Raw genomic sequence first — 18,652 nt, 5'->3', positions numbered from 1 at the left:
ACATGAAACGTTGCCAACCTCCAGCCCCGCTTAAACCCGGTGATTTGTTACGAGTCATTGCTCCGAGCGGCACCTTGAGAGAAATGAGTGCCTTTCAGCAAGGCGTAGACGTTTGGCGCGATCGAGGCTATCGAGTCGAGTTAACACCCGGATTTGACGATCAATACGGCTACCTCGCCGGGACTGACGCAAACCGCCGCACTCAGCTAGAAATCGCCCTCAAAGATCCCGAATGTAAAGGCATTCTGTGTGCCAGAGGTGGATATGGGGGAGCCAGGCTGCTTGAAGATTGGACGTTTCCTTTAACAGAACCGAAGTGGCTGATTGGGTTTTCTGACATCACCAGCCTGCTGTGGAGCTTTAGCCATCAAGGAATTTCTGGAGTTCACGCGCCTTTGTTGACCACGATCGCCACCGAGCCAGATTGGTCAAAAGAACGATTATTTGATTGGGTCGAAGGTCGTCCGTTACGATCGCTCACAGGCTCAGGTTGCGGTGGAGGGCAAGCAACCGGATTGTTACTTCCAGCAAATCTTACCGTTGCCACTCATCTTCTCAATACGCCATTACAACCTGATTTATCAGATATTATTCTAGCGTTTGAGGATGTGAGTGAAGCCCCTTATCGGATCGATCGCATGTTAACCCAGTGGCGATCGACTGGTGCATTTCAAAATGTATGTGCGATCGCGTTGGGGCGTTTTAGCCAATGCAATCCGCCTAGCAATATTCCTAGTTTTACTATTCACGAAGTATTATGCGATCGCCTTGGTGATTTAGGAATTCCAATCGTCTCTGACTTGCCTTTTGGTCACGATGGCGAAAATGCTGCCTTACCCGTAGGAGTTCCGGTTTGGTTGGATGGCGATCGGGGCATTCTCAGTTTTGAGCCATTTCATTAACGTTGACTATTCACTTACTCTCGATGTTATGCCGATCGAAGTGCCCAGCTTCTATAACCCAGAACATTGCCACAACGAATCTGAAGTTGAAAGCAAATTCATTGTTCACTATTTGCTTTCAGCGTTAGGATATTCTCCTCAGAGTTGGCGGCAAGAAGTCACGTTTGGCAGCATTCGTCTCGACTTTTTGGCGGTTGCTGTCAACATCTTTGGGCATCGGAGTCATCTGCAACTGATCATAGAAGCCAAACACCCTCGACAAAACCTCGATCGTCACACCCGAAAATTCCGTCGCTATCTCACTCTTCTCAATATTCGCTATGGCATCTTAGCACTTCACTGCGACGGTGATGTTCCAGAAATGTTGTTGCATCAACCCAAAACCCTGTAGAGACGTGAAATTTTGCTCATCAAGACAAAAGACGACCTCGTAGACTGCGCTAGGTGTGAGTCGGCGAATAATTTTCAGGTATGCCTCGGCTTCACCACATCGACGAAATCGACTTACCACTAAAGTCTGAGCGTCGGGCAAAAAACGAACAACACACCAGGGATGAAGTTGGTTGCGGTAAGACATCGTGAAGTAAGCGATCGCTGCTCAGCGTCGCATGAAGGTTGGCAGAGATGGCATTTAGACAGAATGAGATTGAGCGATCGGGCGTTTCCGATCGTCTCGCTCACCTGAAATAGCTACAAATCGCATGATTGATGAGACACTAAGATACAGACAAGCGCCTCCAAGAGCGTTCAACTGTTTGGTCTGCCGCTTGCTAAATTCCTAGTATTAGTTATCTACTCTTATCCAAGCATTCTTGGAATCAAAAGTCAAGTTTCCTTGGATAAGTTTGCTTATAATCTATGACGAAAGAAGTTCGCTCTCAAAGAGACTCTCCTCTAAGAAAACGTCGAGAGGAATTAGATCTAACCCAACGAGACATTGCATTAGCTTTGGGCAAAACAGACCAAACGATCAGCAACTGGGAAACTGGTGTTTATGAGCCAAAGATGACACCGCGTGAAGTGAAGGCGCTTTGCCACTTACTAAAGTGGACGCTAGATGACATGCCCGATGAGTTTGGATCTTCCGCAATCACTTCGTAAAGCACAATAGAGTCTTTAATGATCAAACTAAAGCAGTTTGGAGAAGTTCAATGGTTAGCACCAACGACGCGATCGCTCCTCAAGCCCTTGCCGAAAAACGCATCTCACTTTACAACATCAGTTGGCAAACTTATGAAACCATCTCAAATGCGCTTGGCGATCGGAGTTCTCCCCGCCTAACTTACTACGGAGATACTTTAGAAATCACGACTTTTTCAGAACTCCATGAAACTGCAAGCGAATTGATCGGCGACTTCGTTGAGATTTTAGTAGAGAAAGCAGATTTGAACATCAAAAGTTTGGGATCAACCACACTCAACCGACCCGACTTAAGAGCCGGAGCCGAACCCGATAAATGTTATTACATTCAAAACGAGCCTTTGGTCAGAGGTCGAACTGTTGATCTAAAAACCGATCCACCGCCTGATTTAGTCGTCGAGATCGATATTACCCACACCGATATCAACAAAAAAGCCCTCTATCAACAGATGGGAGTCAACGAATTTTGGCGCTATGACGGCAGAACACTTACGCTCTATCATCTCCAAGGCGGCAACTATCAAGAAGTGCAGACCAGCCCCACTTTTTCTTGGGTGCCGAAAGAAACGCTTTATCGGTTTTTAAGAGACTGCGCTGAACAGGGCGAAACTCAAGCAAAACGAACCTTTCGGAACTGGGTGAGAGAACAGATTCAGCTATTGGGGACGAATGGCTAACCCAGTTTCAAAGTTGAAGAGATGAATTTTTTCAAGCGCGATCGCTAACCAAAGTTCCTCACCAAGTCTCACGCGGCGATCGGGTTCCACTCTCGCTTGCATCATTTCACCCGCCAAACTCACCGCTAAAAACGTCTCATTTCCTAACGCTTCGACTAGCTCGACTTGCACACGCAAATTGCTAGAATCCGCCACATCAACCCTCAAATGTTCAGGGCGAATGCCTAACAAAACGGTGTCGCCATCATAAGCTTGCAGAGTCGATGCCCAGCGATCGGGCAGAGTCAGACGAAACTGAGGATGACTGAGTTGAAGCGGACTTTTCACCTGGACGGGCAAAAAATTCATCGGCGGCGAACCGATAAACTCGGCAACAAAGCGATTTGCCGGATAGTTATAGAGGTCAAGCGGTGTGGCAAGTTGTTGAATTTGTCCGGCATTCATCACGGCAATGCGATCGCCCATCGTCATCGCTTCCGTTTGATCGTGGGTGACGTAAATCGTGGTCGTGCCCAACTGACGCTGAAGTTTGACAATTTGAGCGCGAGTTTCTGCCCGCAGTTTGGCATCGAGATTCGAGAGCGGCTCATCCATCAAAAACACTTGCGGGTTTCGCGCCATCGCTCGTCCTAAAGCGACTCGTTGTTTTTGTCCACCCGAAAGCTGTTTGGGCAACCGTTCTAGTAAAGGTTCGATTTGCAGCATTTGAGCCACGATGCGAACTCGCCGATCGACCGCTCGCTCTCGATCGGACTGATAGCGCAATTTCTTCGGCAATTTGCGAGTCGCACCGACTAAAAGATTTTGACTCCAATCAGGAAGCGGTGTTTCAGACTCATTTTGACTCGCAAAGGTCGTTCGTCTCAGCCCAAACGCAAGATTGTCATACACCGTCATGTGAGGATACAGCGCGTAGTTTTGAAACACCATCGCAATATCACGTTCTTTGGGTGGCAAATCATTGACCACGCGATCGCCGACCCGAATTGTGCCTGCCGTCAGTTCCTCTAATCCTGCAATCAGGCGCAGCAGCGTGCTTTTGCCACAGCCAGAAGGGCCGACCAGCACCATAAATTCGCCGTCTTGCACGGTTAAATTAATCGATCGCAAAACAGCAGAAGAAGTTTGAGATTTGAGGTTTGAGGGTTTCTCTAATTCGGCACTCAAAACTAAACTAGGGGTTTCCTGTCTCGTTTCTTTTTGGAAGCTTTTATAGATGTTTTCGAGTTCAACCTGAGCCACGATCGTTCTACCCTCTAATCGGAGGTGATCATCAGCTTATCGGTTTAATACACGCTCAGTCAATCAAGTTTTAAGCTCGATAAACTGCTTTTGCCACTTGTGCTAATCGCTGCATTGCGGTTTCGAGATCGCGATCGCTGCCCGTTAAACTGATGCGTAAACACTGTTGCTTGTGTGACCAATCTTCTCGCAGTCCCGGAAAAAATGTGCTGCCTGGAACTACAATCACGTCTACATCTTTGAGCTTTTGATAAAACTCGCTATCGGTAATCGGCAAATCTTGCAGCCATAACCATGCAAAGATCGCCCCTTCGCCTCGATGCAAAAACCAGGGCAGATCGGGTGGCATTTCACGATCGAGCGTTGCCTCCACGATCGCGATCTTTTGCTGATAAAACGGACGAATCACCGTCTCAGAAATCTCCGCCAATCGACCCGATCGGATGGCACGAGCCGCGATCGCTTGCCCATATCTCGACGAGTGAATGCACAGATTTGTCTGAAAACATTCCAACACGTGAACGAGCGATTCATCTCCGATCGCAATGCCAATTCGCTCTCCGGGCAACCCAGCTTTTGACAAACTCATGCAGTGCAGCACGTTGCCCCCAAACTTGGGAGTCATCTCAGTAAAATTGAGTGCCGGAAACGGTGGAGCATAGGCAGAATCGATCAACACAGGCACGTCATGAGCTGCCGCCAGCGTGACAATCTTGCTCACTTCATCGTCATTCAAAACATTGCCAGTCGGATTGCAAGGACGCGAAAAAATCACACAGCCCGTAGTTTCAGTAATCTGCAATTGACTAAAATCAGGACGATATTTAAAACGGTGAGCCGCCCGATCGATCTCAAGTTCTGGCTTGTAGGCAATCAAGGCTTCAGGAGTCAACGCCACCCCGCCATAGCCTGTGTAGTCTGGGCTAAGAGGCAAAACAATTTGGCGTAACGCTCCGGTTGCGGTGTAGCCACCAAAAGCATTAGCCGCGTAAAAATAGAGACTTTGACTGCCAGGGGTGATCAAAACATTGCGATCGGTCAGGTTTAACCCATATCGCTGGTTAAAATCTTCAACGATCGCATCAATTAAGGGTTGATAGCCTTGACTTGCCCCATAGCGACCGACAACATCGCCATAATCAGGGCTTGCTAACAGATCGGCAGTACAGTCGCGCCAAAGCTGTTCGACTTCTGGCAAAACCACCGGATTTCCAGCACTTAGATTGATAAAAGCTCGATCGCCGCCCGATCGCAGCGTTTCAATAATGTCTTTCATGATCGCCCGCACCCCAGACAGGCGAGACATCTCTACACCAAGTTGACTGAGGACAGGGTTCATGGCAACAGACCATCTTTGAAACAGCGCTCTGATGTTAACTGATAGCCGTCATCAATCGCTAGAACTTTATCAAAGCTAAATTGATCGCAAAGTTCGCTGTTCTAGCTAATTAAATCATCAAGCAATAAATCTTTATAAACAAAAACATCAGCTTGTAACTTAGATGTCCTCTTAGAACAAAAAATATGTTTACGATATGACCCATAGGTGGGTGGATGCTTTTACAACGCTCAAAAATCTCTGCTCTTTGCTCTACGTTCGGACGATCAATCCCATGACAATCTATGTTGGAAACCTGTCTTATCAAGCGACTGTCGATGACTTGCAAACCGCGTTTGCCGAGTATGGCACGGTAAAGCGCGTGGTTCTGCCGACCGATCGCGAGACAGGACGAATGCGAGGCTTTGCCTTTGTAGAAATGACCGAAGACGCGCAAGAAAATACTGCGATCGCTGAACTAGATGGCGCAGAGTGGATGGGGAGACAACTGCGAGTCAATAAAGCAAAACCCAAGGAAGAAAGCCGAGGAGGAAATTAAGACGCAGACTTACGTACGGGCGTAGTGCTGCCGTGCCCCTTGACCTTGCAAGTAGCCGACATGATTTAATTCACGATCCTTAAACAGTCAAAGGTTCTTGCTAGAACCATTGTCTCTCAGCAAGAACCTTTTCAATCTAACCACCATTACACGAGTTCTCAGCCAAAGTTGATCGCCAGTTTAAGCGGCACGACGAGTAAATAGACCCCACAAGAAGATAGCGATAATTGCTCCCAAGACGGCAACAAAGATTCCAGGGATGCTCAAGCCAGCCGAGGTCAGAGCTAACGTTCCATTTTGTAAGAGGCTAAACAAGCTGCCTCCCACAAATGCACCAATGATTCCTAGAACCATGGTTCCAAGAATGCCCCCGCCCTGATCACCAGGGTAGATAGCCTTCGCGATCGCGCCCGCAATCAGTCCTAAAATCACCCAAGCAATAATGTTCATATCGTTTTTCTCCTAAAGCTTTATGCCTACAAAATTAAGATATCAGGGAAGATGAATTCAACCTATCTATCAGAGGTGATAACTGAAATAATCATCAGGAATAGACCAATTTTTGTGAGGGTTTAACCACCTTTAAAGAGAAGAAGCCATTGCTGAAACTCACTTAAGCAGCGCTGTTTTTGGAGGCTAGAGGTTAAAATTTTAAGCTGATTCGTAGTCTTTGCTCTCCAAGATTTTCCTAACGCAACAGTCCAAAGTGCATAATATAGGCTGGGTCTTAACCACGATAATCTTGACGTGCAGGCGCAAGACTTCTGGCAGACTTTTTGATTGAGGTTGACGGTAATGTTTAATTGCCAACCCTCAAAACTGGTGTTTTGGAGAGTCGATGTCCGGGTACATCTTAATTTTTGCGGTGCTAATTTTGGGAGGCGTGATTGCGACGGTTGGCGATCGCATTGGCACCCGCGTGGGCAAAGCCCGTCTCAGTTTATTCAACATGCGCCCGCGTCGCACGGCGGTCTTAGTCACCATTCTCACCGGGACGCTGATTTCTGCCTCAACGCTAGGCATCTTGCTGGCGACCAGTGAACAACTCAGAATTGGCATCTTGCAGCTAGGGCAACTTCAAAAAAAGATCTCAGGATTTCGAGCCACCCTCAGCAAAACAACTCAAGAATTAGAAAACACAACTCAGCAAAAAGGTCAGGTTGAAGCCGAACTGAGCAAAACAAAATCAGAACAGTCCAGAGTTGAGGCACAGCTAAATCGCACCAATCAATATTTAAAGCAGGCCACCGATCGCCAGGCCAGAACCGACGCTCAACTGCAATTGGCAGAAGCTCAACGCGATCGTGTGCGCCTTCAACTGAGTACCGTTTCTCAACAGGCCACCAGCCTGCGGTCAGAGATTAATCAACTGCAATCAGAACGACAAGTTTTAGTAGCCGAGCGCAACCAAGTGCAGGCGCAGATTGCTCAACGAGATGCTGAAATCACAAAACGCACTCAGTTGATTAAGCAGCGCGATCTTGATATTGCTGACCGCGACACGGTGATTGCCCAGCGAGAGCAGCGACTGAAAGCACTTGAAGATCAGCGAGCTTTTTTGGCGCAAGAAGTGCAGCGATCGGACGAAGAAGCTCGATTAGTGCGCCTAGGCATTCTTGGTGTTGAGCGCAACCAAGTGTTAGCATCTGCGGTCGTCAGAATTGTCAACCCACAGGTAGCCAGTCAAGCGGTCGATCAACTCTTGCGAGAAGCTAATCGAGTGGCTCTGCAACGAGTGCAGCCGATCGGAGCAAAACCCACCGATCAGATTGTGCAAATCACCAAACCCGAAGTTCAACAACTGACCGAGCAGATTGACGATGGTCAAGATTATGTCGTGCGAATTCTGTCTGCCGCAAACTATGTTAAGGGCGAAAAAACGCCGATCGCCATCTTCGCCGATGCAGTCCGCAATCAGGTGCTATTTTTAGCGGGAGACGTGATCGCAGCCAAGTCGATCGAGCCTGCAAAACTCTCTAACGCAGAGCTAAGTCAAAGCATCAGTCAATTGATTGACGCGTCTAGGTTTCGGGCCCGTCGGGCTGGCGTGCTCAGCGATTCAGTGCAGATTGAAGGGGTGCAGTCGTTGCAGTCTTGGACGAGTTTTGCCGAAAACCTGCGCCAGTTTCAGACTCCGGTTGAGGTTCGGGTTGTGGCTTCAGAAGTCACTTCTACGGTCGGGCCGCTCAAAATCGAGCTAGTGGCAGTGCAGAATGGACAAGTGGTATTGAGAACTTCTTGAAGGGTGAGAATGATAGGGTGGGCAATGAGACGCACGGGAGAGGAGATCGATGATTGCAGATGCCACCTTTCTTGATCAGCCAGTGATTTTAGGGTTTGATCCGGGGAGTCACAAGTGCGGTTTGGCGGTGATGGGGGTCGATCGTCGGTTGTATTATCACCAGGTTGTGACCGCAGAGGCGACGATCGCGACGATTCAAACGCTGCGCCAGCAGTTTCCCATATCGCTGGTAGTGATGGGCGATCAAACTGCGTCTAAATCTTGGAAGCAATCCCTTGAAAAAGCGTTAGCTGACCCCCTGCGGGTGGTGAGCGTTGATGAACGACACAGCAGCTTAGAGGCGCGCGATCGCTATTGGCAAATGTATCCTCCCAAAGGGCTAACTCGCCTGATCCCGCAAGGAATGAGAACGCCTCCACGGGCGATCGATGACATCGTAGCGATTTTGTTAATCGAACGATATTTAGAACGATTGGTTAGCTAGAAAAATGTTTAAAGCTCTGCCCGAATCGTAAATGAATAATCTCCGCCTGGTTCTAGCTGATAATCTCGCTGTTCTAAAAATCGTCCCAGCGGCTCTTTGATCAGTGCCCGACCCAGAGAAGGTTCAACGCACAATTCCCCTTGGCGAAACTGCCAGTGAAAATGCCACTCAAATTGATTGGCGCTTACATCGCCTTCAATGCTGCCCTGCTGCCAGGACTGGCGAGTAATGCGGACGTGGGCAGTCGTTTCGGGAAGACGTTTTGACACAATATCAGGCGGTTTGTTGCTCAACACTTCGATTGTTGTAGAGACTCATCGCTTTTTCAACCCCTTGCTTGAGACTGAGTTCGATCGCGCTTACGGTTAGATCGAGCACGTCTGGAATTAATTTTGCTTCAGCAGATGAGAAGCTGCCTAACACATGCGAAACGGCATCTTTATCTCCAGGAGCAGTTTTTGGGCTGCCGATGCCAATTCTTAACCGGGGGAAAGTTTGGGTGCCGAGGTGCGCGATCGCTGATTTCATCCCATTTTGTCCCCCTGCCGACCCCGATAATCGCAGACGAATTTTTCCCAAAGGCAAATCCATATCGTCGTAGATCACCAGCACCGATTCTGGGGCTAATTTGTACCAATTGACGACCGCACGAATCGACTGCCCCGAATTGTTCATAAAGGTTGACGGCTTCAGCAATCTGATTTTGCCTCCCGAATAGGTGCCCTCGCCGACGATACCTTGAAATTTGCGATTCTCAGATAAGGAGATTTGCCAAACTCTTGCTAGTTTGTCGATCGCCATAAATCCAACATTGTGGCGCGTCTTTTCATAGTTGCTGCCCGGATTGCCTAGCCCCACAATCAACTGAGGAATCACTAATTTAGGCGGAGTTGCTTCAGTCATGATCCAGTTGAGGCTTCCTTTTCGACGGCTTCGGAGGGTTGAGCAGTCACTTCATCGGCTGGGGCCAGGGTTGGCTGAGACGGCTCTAGAGTTGCTTCCATTGGCTGGCTCGGAGTTTTTGCAATCTGTTCTGCCTCTCGCTTAAATTCTGCTTCAAATTCCTTTGAGGCATCTTGAAAGCTGCGAATTCCTTTTCCTAAACTGCGCCCAATTTCTGGCAGCTTTTTCGGACCAAACACCAGTAGGGCAACCACCATGATCACGACCATTTCTGGTAAACCAATGCCAAAAAAGTTCATTTGCCTGTTTCCCGCAACGTTCTCACCATTGTAGTAGGGGCACGACATGTCGTGCTCTCTCGCGATCGTTCGATCAGTCGCCAAAAAAATCCCGGACGAGCCGGGAAATTGAATGCACTATTCAACGTTTAAGAAGCTGAAATTAGCTGCCCAAGCTTCTCCAATCTACAGAGAACCCATCCAAAATGAGGGAGGAGTTATAGATTTGCAGAATGATTAGTAAGAAGACCAAAAACAGCGCCATGAACACTACCATGACGGGGGTCGTGCCCCATCCAGGAACGACCTTGCCGTATTCGGAGTTCAAAGGTCTCAAAACATCACCCAACCGCGTCCGCTGTGCCATAGCTCACCTTATGATAATCTCGACAAAAATCGTAAATACTTCGTAATATTATAGGGGAACGACCTCATCATTTAAAAACTCAAATGGAACCTGCAATAGCTCTTAACATTTCAATCTTGGTGACGATCGTCGGTTTGACTGGATACGCAGTCTACACGGCGTTTGGCCCACCTGCGAAGGAATTAGACGACCCGTTTGAAGATCATGAAGATTAGTAAATCTCGGTGAATCTTCATCAACGGCTTCTCAGCTTCCTGTGTCCGATCGGGAGTTTTGTGAGATTGAGAAGCTTTTGATTTTCCAAGGTTCGATCAAACCACGGGTAGAATCGTCCTGAAATCGCTCTAATAAATCGAGAGGGTGGTTAATCCTCAGATCCAAATCGCTCTTTAAGCTAAAGACTGCGGATTCTCCATGACACTCATAGCAACGCAAAACAAACTTTTCTGGGTCGTCTTCAGACTGTTTGAATGCAGTCAAAATGAGATTTTTTGATTGCAAGTCGAGAAACGAGCTGATGGGTGGAAGGAATTTTTGATGATCGGGACGATCGCTTCGCAGTTCCTCAAAAGAGAGAGGTACTACTCGCAAGGATTGATTTAGTTCACAGCTTTGACGAACCGTTTGAGCCGATCGCCAGTCTTTGGCATGAGGATAAATGGCATAGGTGAAAGTGTGAACGCCGCGATCGGCTTCTGGATCAGGAAATTCAGACCCACGCAATAATGTGAGACGAATTTGATTTTGCTGGCAGTCGTAGCCGTGTTTACAATCGCTTAAGACGCTGACACCATAGTCATCGCTGCTGAGATCTGCCCAACCGAGTGCCGGAACTTCCCATTGAGCTTGTTCGCGTGGGTTGCGTTCGGCGATCGGTTTGCTCGATCTCTGGATAGCACCGCAAGGCATTTCATAAGTGGCAAAATCAGCATGAATCGTAAGTGGAAATACCGCTTTAACGATGACATGACGTTCTTGCCAGTCGATTTTGTTTTTGATTTTCAGAACCGATGAATCTTGCTCTAGCAGATAGATTTGTTTGAATGTAGAGTCACCAATTTTGCGAGTTACACAAATTTGATAATTTGAGAAACTGCCCCGTTCACAGGTTTCAATCTTCAGACATTCAACGGGCAATAGCGGCTGTTTTGCATACTCTGGGTCGATGTTCCAGGCATCCCAATATTGACCCGCATCGCGAAAGGCTTGAAGCTGGTTTCCAGGGGCACTCAAAACTTCTCGCCGATTGATTTTATCAAAGATGCTCGATAGATTTCCTGTCTGAGGGTCAATTACGACTTTAAGAAATTGATTCTCTAATTCGAGATAATTTGCAATTTCATTAACTTTATCATCAGGAATAATCCAGAAGGTTCGATATCCAATCGCTGGAATGGTAGTCTCTTGTGAGTCACAAATTTTCCAGCCATCAATCTGTTGAGAACAGATAAAAGAACGTTCCCAATTTGATGGATTAAAGACGACGATCGCTTTCGCCTGTGCATGGGATGGCGGCGGTAATAAAATTTGTTGAACGATCGCTTCCAGTGACTCTTGAATAACTTTTGAACAGATACGATCGCTCTCCTGCCATTCTTGATCGGCATCGACAAACACTTGAGCAATTGAAGAACCTGGAAGAATGTCATGAAATTGATTAAATAGTGCTTTTTTCCACGCTGTTTCTAGAGCTTTTTGAGGATAAGAACGTCCTGTTACGAGCGTTGCCAACGATGCAAATAATTCTGCTTGATAGAGGTTTTTTTCACAATCACGATTTTGTTGTTTTTGATCAGCATGAGTAGTGTAACAACCGCGATGAAATTCTAAATAAAGTTCATCATCCCAGATTGGAAGTGGGTTAGTGGCTGTTAAGTCGAGATACTCGATCGCGCTCGTAAATTCTAAATTTGGGAAAAATGGCGAGGTCTGCCAGCGTCGCGCAATCTCTAACATATCGCGAGTGGGCCCGCCGCCATGATCGCCTACACCTGGCAGCCAAAGCGGATTTAGCTTGCCCGTTTTAGTCGTCCATTCCCAGGTGTAAGCTGCCATTTTAAGGGGATCGATGCCTTCTCCGATCGGAGCCGACATCACACTAGAAATCTGAGTGCCATCGGGCGATCGCCATTCAAAAATCTCGTAGGGAAACTGCGTCGTATCGTTCCAGCACAACTTCTGAGTCACAAAATAATCGATTCCGCCTTGTTTGAGCAGTTGCGGTAACTGCCAACAAAACCCAAAACTATCAGGCAACCAGGCAACTCGATTAATGTCACCAAATTTTTCTTGACAATAGCGTTGACCATAAAGAATCTGACGCGCGATCGCTTCTCCACTAATTAAATTTAGCTCTGGCTCAATCCACATTCCGCCAATGATTTCCCATGCCCCCGCTTGTACTTGTTGCTGAATTTGGGCAAACAGTTCCGGGCGGTTTTGCTCTATCCATTCATAAAGGGCGGGCGTTGAGTGACAAAAAGTTAATTCGGGAAAATCTTTTTGAAGGTTGAGAACAGAATTAAACGTGCGTTCAGCCGCTTTCCAAGTTTCATCAACCGTCCATAGCCACGCCATATCTAAATGAGCATGACCGACTAAATAAATTGTGTGTTGTTTAAGATCTGGACTGAAACCTTTGAGCCGATCGCGAAGCATTTGCAGTGAGCGATCGAAGAGAACACGCTGATTAATCAACTCCCACTGAATGGTCTGAATCGCTGCTGCGAGTTCTCCTAATTTTTCTGGTTTAAATACTTCTAGATAACTTTGCAATACGGCTAATTCATCAGCGACAAAACCTGGATCGATCGCAGCATACTCCGATTCGTAAATGAGGCGCGATCGTACCAATGCTCCATCATCATGTCCGGGACTTACTAACCGAATGGTCACGGCAATAATTTCGCCCAAACTTGCAGACGGGCTGAGAAGAATTCTGGCTGAATGGTCAAATAAATCGCCTTCTTGAACTTTCTGACCATTAACATAAACCTCGGCAACCTCTGCCCACCAAGTCAACGCTAATCGCAAGGTCAAACCCCTTAACGGATAGCCCTTTAGACTTTCTGGTAAGACAAATTGCTGATAAAACCATAAAATCTCACCGCCCTTTGACCAGGCAATATGCGCTTTGTCGTTGAGGTTACAAATCGGCTGGGGTTGCCAATCTAATTCGATTTGAGATAGATCGCTGGGATGCGATCGCCAGCCATTTTGCACATCGAGTTGTGTTAACTGGCGCAATCGGTCAATCCCCTCTGAAATCTGTTGACGATCGTTTTCAGCAGGCAGATTAAAAGAGTTTGCCGAATTCATTATCTTAATAGCATTAGAGGTGCGAACAGCATAGACTAAACAGTGACAGACTTTCAGCAATAAACTACAAACCGCCCAAAGTCTGAAACCGCTACACAGACGTTCAAACCGCCCCTTTGAGTCTATGTCTTCCTCTGGTCGCTTTCAAAGCCATCTCTTTAATTTTGTCTCGCGTCAAGCTCAAAAAATAGCTGACCAGACTAAAAAGGCAGCGCGCCATCTCAAAGTTGCGACCATTTGGGGAACGCAAATTTTGCTTTACCCAGTCTATGTTTTGTTTCAATCGACTCGGCTGATTGGGCAAAAACTTAGACAAACGGTGCAGCGATCGGTCTTGCGTCTCCGGCTCAGTAAAGTAATTCCGCAATTATCAAACTCGTCGCCATCGGCACCGCTCACTGTTGACACCCCAATTCAGCGAGTGTTGACTGCGATTCAAGATAGTTGGCTACTTGCTGGCGCAAATTCAGCAAACTTGGCAGAACTCGAATCTGATGATTCAATCGCTCAATCTGTCGCCGGATCTGTCGTCACCATTCAGGGCATTGCTTCTCTACTTCCCACTGGCAAACTCGTTTTAGTCACGATCGACAATCAGGTGATGGATGTTCTGACGATCGAGCAGCAAACCCATCTCAAGCAACGCATCATCTGGGAAATGGCAAACTATTGGCGATATTGGCGGCGGCACTACATCGCTCAAGCCCATCCAACGCTGTTGCAGCCCCCCGAAGACCGCGCCACGCTGCTGCCACCCGTGCGGGTCTTTCGGCAACTGATGGCGTGGGTGCAAAGCGGGCCGATTGCGATCGCGGCAAATCTTTTTCAAGAATCAACCCTCGTCGTTGAGCCAGCACCGCTAGACTGGTTTTCGTCTGATCTCACGCTGTCTGAATTTAACCCGTCTGGTCTGATTACTGGCATTCCGACCGTCGCTGATCTGGCAAAGCTGATTCAACAACTGCCATCGCTAGGAGAAATGGAATCATTGGTTTGGGCAGCTATCCGATATTTTTTTGGAGAGCGTCCTAAAAAACAGTTAGACACGGGCCTTGATGATCAAACTACCTCAATCGCATCAGCAAACAATTCATGGCTAACGTCTGAAGAGGTGTTTGGTAGTGGAACCCTCGGAGCCGCAAACCCTCGCTCGTACTTAAAAGGAAAATCGGCAGCCGTGCAGATTGAGAAAACCTTTACGCCCCTTGCTCATTTGCCTGCTCAGAAAGACTCCAAAACGCTTGCACTCCCGCCTCAACGAACAGTCACGATCGGACAGTCGCTGCAAAATTGGGTCAAGCGTTCTCTACCTCAGCCAATTTCGCGCGCTCGGTCAAGATCGACCCTTGTTCACCAAAAACCCAGCCATCGTAATCTGACTCGATCGACTCCTCAGACGTTAACCCCGTCGAGAGATCAGGTTCAGGCTGCTATCTCGACCGATCGAGACTCAATTCCAACCCTTCAGAAATCTCCTCGATCCACTAGACCCGACTATATCGACACGCAGGCCACCCCGATCGGCTATGTCAAATCCCCGCTCACCAAATTTCTAGAATGGCTTGACAGTGGCGTTGTTTGGCTAGAAAAACAGTTAGCCGCCTTCTGGAACCTGCTAACTCGCCGTTCTTAACGCTTCCCCTTCATTCTTTCGTAATCATTGAACCCCTCTTTAGGTAATATATAGAGACGATCCCGTCCCTAACGGAACTTTTCGCGCCTTTTATCACTCTGGAGTTATCAGCATGGTGACACTCAAAATCGTTGTTTATATCGTTGTTGCCTTCTTTGTACTACTATTTATCTTTGGATTTTTATCCAGCGACCCCTCCCGGAACCCCAAGCGGAGAGATTTGGAATAACCCCAAACCTTTCCCGCAAGGTCAGAGGGCAGTCCATCACTGTCCTCTTTTTGATTCTGGTGCGGGGCTTGTCAGGCGTTTCGATCGAGTAGCTTTAGCGTATGCCTTTCCCGGTTCTGCCACCCGAACCACCGTCCATCACCGCTCCTTCCCGGTTTGATTCCCCGACGCTGCCAACGGTGATCACTCCCCGTTCTACAGAGTCTGTTCAACTGACCCTCAAAGAATCTGCCAAGCCAGCCCCGCCCGAAGTTTCGCAAGCCACCCTTGCAGATTTAAGCGCTCCAAAAACTCTGCGTGAGGCGGCATTTAGCGAATTGGGCGATTCGTCAAATTTATCAAATTCGCCAAATTCATCAAATTCGGCTCAAGTCCCTACGAGTCAACCCCTGACTCCCCCACCGCCGAGCCAGGTTCCGCAGCCTGACGTGCCGATAAGCCCGTCTCCAGCCCCATCACCTGCACCGAATACTTCAGTTCCTCCTGCCAATATCCCAGTTAATCAATTAGGCAGGGAAGGATTTTTAGAACTGAAAGCCGATCGTCAAGACTATGACACACAGCGACAAATCTTTACCGCCGAGGGCAACGTCTCATTAAAATTTCGAGGCGCATTGCTGACAGGCGATCGCATTCAAGTCAATTTGCTCAATCGGCTCACCGTCGCTGAAGGCAATGTGGTGCTGACGCGAGGGCAACAAGTGCTGCGCGGTCAGCGATTTCGCTATAACCTGATTCAAGAAGAAGGCATCATTGAGCAAGCAGCAGGCGAGATCTTTTTGCCCAGCACCGCCAGTGACTTTAACCCCAGTTTGCCAACCGACATCACCGCAGGCACCGTGCCCGGAAGATCGGTCGGCGATCGCAACACGGCAGTTCAGCCTGCCCAGCAGGTTTCTAGTCCGGGTGGGGTCAATTTTACGATCGGGTCGCGGCGCAACATCGCTGGGGCAGCAGTCGTGCCGAAGGCGGGAGGAGATGTCAGACGGGTGCGGTTTGAAGCCGACGAGATTGAGTTTTATCCTGAAGGGTGGCGCGCTAAAAAAATTCGCCTCACCAATGACCCCTTCTCGCCACCAGAACTCGAAGTGAGAGCAGAACGGGCGCAACTGACTCGTCTCTCGCCCTTGCGGGACGAACTGGTCGCGACTCGCCCGCGTTTAGTGTTTGATCAGCGATTTTCACTGCCGCTATTGCGAAATCGAGTCATTTTCGATCGCAATGAGCGCCAGCCCGCTCTGGTTAATTTTGGCATTGATACCGACGATCGCGGCGGGGTGTTTCTGGAGCGAGAAATCGAAGTCATACCCCAAGGACCGGTGCAGTTTACGCTCACTCCGCAATTTCTGATTCAACGAGCGATCACCAACGGCGGCAACCCGATTGACCCAGACAATTTTGGCTTGAGAAGTAAATTGGTGGCGCAAATCACTCCTCGAACCCAAATTCGTGCCGTTGGGGTGCTGACCAGTCTAGATTTCGGCAAAGTTGAAAATAATCTGCGGGCGAGTGTCAGAGCGCAACAGCTCATCGGAACCCACACCTTAAGTTTAGAAGCGAGTTATCGCGATCGCTTGTTTAATAATTCGCTGGGCTTTCAAAATATTCAAAGCAGCATCGGAGCGCTGTTTTTTTCACCCACGATCGCACTCGGTAATACGGGCATTAACCTCAGCTATCAGGTGGGCTACCAATTTGTGAATGCTGATACCGATCGGGCTGACCTTTTAGAGCCAATTCGTCGCAACGATCGCGTTAGTTTGGGGCGGTTTCAAGCCAGTGCGGCTTTGAGTCGCGGCTTTTTGCTGTGGCAAGGCACTCCCGCCCCTGCAACCCCAACTGAAGGACTGCGCTATTCTCCTAACCCTGTGGTTCCTTACGTTTCGGCAGCCGTCGGTTTAACTGGAGTTGGCACTTCTTATAGCAATGGCGATAACCAAAACAATTTGAACGGCAGTGTTTCTCTGTTTGGACAGTTTGGTCACTTTTCTCGCCCATTTTTAGACTACACCGCGTTCAATCTCACCTATACGCAGGTGCTTCGAGATGGTCTGTCGCCTTTCTTGTTCGATCGGGTCGCCGATGACCAGATTCTTTATGCAGGGATTACGCAGCAACTTTATGGGCCGCTCCGCATTGGCTTTCAGACGGTTTATAACGTGCAGACGGGTCGAGAAATCAGCACCGACTATATTTTAGAATATAGCCGCCGTACTTATAGCGTGGGTTTGCGCTATAACCCCATTCAGCAGCTTGGCTCGGTGAGCTTGCGGATCAGCGACTTTAATTGGACAGGAGGCGAAGAACCCTTTAACGGTAGTGGCGTGACCCCAGTGCAAGGAGGCGTGATTCGTCCGCCTGAATAGCTCTTGTTTTGTGAAATTAATCTAAACTCAAAGCAGACCTATTGTGCATTCCCAATCAAGGGAGTTGCTGCTGCGGCTCACGTTTATGACGGAACTGGCGAGAAGTATTCAAGAACCCGAAAAAAGCGCGATCGTTCATGCCACCGATCTGCTAACTCACTATAGTTTTGATTTGGGCGATCGCACGGTCAGCCAGCTTACCCAGCATTGGCTCAAAGACTTTTCGGCAAATTGGATTCGATCAGCCGTCATCGAAGCACTTTATCAAGGACGCTATAAAGCAGTTTCGGTCGATCAAATTTTGCTGCTCTGGAAGCGCCGCAGCCAGCCTTGCTATCACTTTAACTATGAGTTTGAGCGGCTGGTTTGCAACAAATTTCCGAGAGATCTGAGTCAGAAACCGAGGCAAGTTTTGGCGATCGCGTCAAACAATCCTCAACCGATCGAGGCAGCACCCATTCTCACCCCAGAGAACGCTGAAGAACCCATTCCTGCTTGGGCTGCTCTAGCAGAACAGATTCAACGAGACGAGCTGAGTGAATTGGGATCTGAAGGGCTAGTCAACTCCGATCAAATTGCCGCGATCGAGGCGAACGAATTTAAGGACATAGAATTATCAGACCCGCTTATTGAAAAAGTTGAGGAAGAAGTTAATGGCTCGATCGAGCAAACAGCCGCCAATTTCAATATCTCAAAGCGGCTCACCGAAGAGTTTGAAGCATTGGATTTGAGTTTAATGGCGGCGATCGTAGAGGTCGAAGAGCTACAGCCCCCCATTCACCAATTCACACCGCCGCCTAATGGGTCAGATTTTCACAGCAAACTAAAAGCCGTTGCAGAAAGCGGAGGCGAACAATCTTAGGCGTTGCAGAGTAGAGGGATTGGGTAGGGGCAATCCCCCGTGGTTGCCCTCCATCAGCAGGGTGGTTTCAAGGTCTAGAGAGAAAAATGAGGATGGACTGCAATCATCACAAAAGTAGCAGTCCATGTCCCT

20 protein-coding genes are annotated in these 18,652 nt (G+C 48.3%); 12 read left to right on the top strand and 8 right to left on the bottom strand.

The window, feature by feature from the left end; all coding sequences use genetic code 11:
- Nucleotides 1-2: 2 nt before the first annotated feature.
- The 4 genes from C7B65_RS14730 (at nt 3) to C7B65_RS14710 (ending at nt 2,719) form a co-directional block, all read left to right on the top strand.
- Entirely contained in the window at nt 3-902 is a 900-nt protein-coding gene (locus C7B65_RS14730) for a S66 peptidase family protein (protein ID WP_073072426.1), read from the top strand.
- A gap of 28 nt (nt 903-930) precedes the next feature.
- A complete protein-coding gene (locus tag C7B65_RS14725) occupies nt 931-1,293 on the top strand; it encodes a hypothetical protein (protein ID WP_073072424.1) in 363 nt (120 codons plus the stop codon).
- A gap of 467 nt (nt 1,294-1,760) precedes the next feature.
- The gene (locus tag C7B65_RS14715; protein ID WP_073072420.1) at nt 1,761-2,003 is read left to right on the top strand and encodes a helix-turn-helix transcriptional regulator; all 243 of its coding nucleotides are present in this window, start codon (nt 1,761-1,763) and stop codon (nt 2,001-2,003) included.
- A gap of 50 nt (nt 2,004-2,053) precedes the next feature.
- Nucleotides 2,054-2,719: a Uma2 family endonuclease gene (locus tag C7B65_RS14710; protein WP_073072418.1), complete on the top strand. Its 666-nt coding sequence runs from the start codon at nt 2,054-2,056 to the stop codon at nt 2,717-2,719.
- Here the strand turns inward: C7B65_RS14710 and C7B65_RS14705 are convergent.
- Both C7B65_RS14705 and C7B65_RS14700 read right to left on the bottom strand, forming a co-directional pair.
- The gene (locus C7B65_RS14705; protein ID WP_073072417.1) at nt 2,699-3,961 is read right to left on the bottom strand and encodes an ABC transporter ATP-binding protein; all 1,263 of its coding nucleotides are present in this window, start codon (nt 3,959-3,961) and stop codon (nt 2,699-2,701) included. The genes C7B65_RS14710 and C7B65_RS14705 overlap by 21 nt on opposite strands.
- A 70-nt stretch (nt 3,962-4,031) precedes the next feature.
- Entirely contained in the window at nt 4,032-5,300 is a 1,269-nt protein-coding gene (locus C7B65_RS14700) for a valine--pyruvate transaminase (RefSeq protein WP_073072415.1), read from the bottom strand.
- A 274-nt stretch (nt 5,301-5,574) separates the two neighbouring features.
- On the opposite strand from C7B65_RS14700, the gene C7B65_RS14695 reads away from it, so the two are divergent.
- Nucleotides 5,575-5,838 carry an RNA recognition motif domain-containing protein gene (locus tag C7B65_RS14695; protein WP_073072529.1) on the top strand — a complete coding sequence of 88 codons (264 nt, stop codon included), beginning with the start codon at nt 5,575-5,577 and terminating at the stop codon, nt 5,836-5,838.
- A gap of 180 nt (nt 5,839-6,018) precedes the next feature.
- Here C7B65_RS14695 and C7B65_RS14690 read toward each other — a convergent pair whose 3' ends face one another.
- Nucleotides 6,019-6,288, bottom strand: a complete 270-nt coding sequence (locus C7B65_RS14690) for a GlsB/YeaQ/YmgE family stress response membrane protein (RefSeq protein ID WP_073072413.1) — start codon at nt 6,286-6,288, stop codon at nt 6,019-6,021.
- Nucleotides 6,289-6,676: 388 nt separating this feature from the next.
- Here C7B65_RS14690 and C7B65_RS14685 point away from each other — a divergent pair, with 388 nt between their 5' ends.
- Together C7B65_RS14685 and C7B65_RS14680 are read left to right on the top strand one after the other, a co-directional pair.
- Nucleotides 6,677-8,080 (top strand): DUF3084 domain-containing protein, encoded by a 1,404-nt coding sequence (locus tag C7B65_RS14685; RefSeq protein WP_073072411.1) that lies wholly within the window; start codon nt 6,677-6,679, stop codon nt 8,078-8,080.
- 49 nt (nt 8,081-8,129) lie between these two features.
- Nucleotides 8,130-8,564: a RuvC family protein gene (locus C7B65_RS14680; RefSeq protein ID WP_073072409.1), complete on the top strand. Its 435-nt coding sequence runs from the start codon at nt 8,130-8,132 to the stop codon at nt 8,562-8,564.
- Between the two features lie 8 nt (nt 8,565-8,572).
- Here C7B65_RS14680 and C7B65_RS14675 read toward each other — a convergent pair whose 3' ends face one another.
- The 4 genes from C7B65_RS14675 to psbH form a co-directional block, all read right to left on the bottom strand.
- A complete protein-coding gene (locus C7B65_RS14675) occupies nt 8,573-8,833 on the bottom strand; it encodes a DUF3146 family protein (RefSeq protein WP_397428394.1) in 261 nt (86 codons plus the stop codon).
- 4 nt (nt 8,834-8,837) lie between these two features.
- Nucleotides 8,838-9,467: an aminoacyl-tRNA hydrolase gene (gene pth, locus C7B65_RS14670; protein WP_073072408.1), complete on the bottom strand. Its 630-nt coding sequence runs from the start codon at nt 9,465-9,467 to the stop codon at nt 8,838-8,840.
- Nucleotides 9,464-9,766 carry a TatA/E family twin arginine-targeting protein translocase gene (locus C7B65_RS14665; protein ID WP_073072406.1) on the bottom strand — a complete coding sequence of 101 codons (303 nt, stop codon included), beginning with the start codon at nt 9,764-9,766 and terminating at the stop codon, nt 9,464-9,466. The genes pth and C7B65_RS14665 overlap by 4 nt, the downstream gene beginning before the upstream one ends.
- A 142-nt stretch (nt 9,767-9,908) precedes the next feature.
- Nucleotides 9,909-10,112: a photosystem II reaction center phosphoprotein PsbH gene (gene psbH, locus C7B65_RS14660; RefSeq protein ID WP_073072404.1), complete on the bottom strand. Its 204-nt coding sequence runs from the start codon at nt 10,110-10,112 to the stop codon at nt 9,909-9,911.
- An 83-nt stretch (nt 10,113-10,195) separates the two neighbouring features.
- On the opposite strand from psbH, the gene psbN reads away from it, so the two are divergent.
- Complete coding sequence (gene psbN, locus C7B65_RS14655) at nt 10,196-10,327, top strand: photosystem II reaction center protein PsbN (RefSeq protein WP_073072402.1); 132 nt, start codon at nt 10,196-10,198, stop codon at nt 10,325-10,327.
- Nucleotides 10,328-10,358: 31 nt separating this feature from the next.
- Here the strand turns inward: psbN and C7B65_RS14650 are convergent, their stop codons facing one another.
- A complete protein-coding gene (locus C7B65_RS14650; RefSeq protein WP_073072401.1) occupies nt 10,359-13,430 on the bottom strand; it encodes an alpha-mannosidase in 3,072 nt (1,023 codons plus the stop codon).
- A gap of 124 nt (nt 13,431-13,554) precedes the next feature.
- Here C7B65_RS14650 and C7B65_RS14645 point away from each other — a divergent pair, with 124 nt between their 5' ends.
- The 4 genes from C7B65_RS14645 to C7B65_RS14630 all read left to right on the top strand — a co-directional run bounded on the left by C7B65_RS14645 (nt 13,555) and on the right by C7B65_RS14630 (nt 18,520).
- Entirely contained in the window at nt 13,555-15,063 is a 1,509-nt protein-coding gene (locus C7B65_RS14645; RefSeq protein WP_073072399.1) for a hypothetical protein, read from the top strand.
- A gap of 112 nt (nt 15,064-15,175) precedes the next feature.
- On the top strand, nt 15,176-15,292 hold the full coding sequence (locus tag C7B65_RS14640; protein ID WP_073072397.1) for a photosystem II reaction center protein I: 117 nt from the start codon (nt 15,176-15,178) through the stop codon (nt 15,290-15,292).
- Nucleotides 15,293-15,393: 101 nt separating this feature from the next.
- Nucleotides 15,394-17,658, top strand: coding sequence for a DUF3769 domain-containing protein (locus C7B65_RS14635; protein ID WP_073072395.1), 2,265 nt, complete (start codon nt 15,394-15,396; stop codon nt 17,656-17,658).
- Between the two features lie 43 nt (nt 17,659-17,701).
- Nucleotides 17,702-18,520, top strand: a complete 819-nt coding sequence (locus tag C7B65_RS14630) for a hypothetical protein (protein ID WP_143162055.1) — start codon at nt 17,702-17,704, stop codon at nt 18,518-18,520.
- Nucleotides 18,521-18,652: the final 132 nt, after the last annotated feature.

This window comes from Phormidesmis priestleyi ULC007, assembly GCF_003003695.1.
Classification (GTDB): Bacteria; Cyanobacteriota; Cyanobacteriia; order Leptolyngbyales; family Leptolyngbyaceae; genus Phormidesmis_A; species Phormidesmis_A priestleyi_A.
This window is presented reverse-complemented; position numbering and strand designations above follow the sequence as displayed.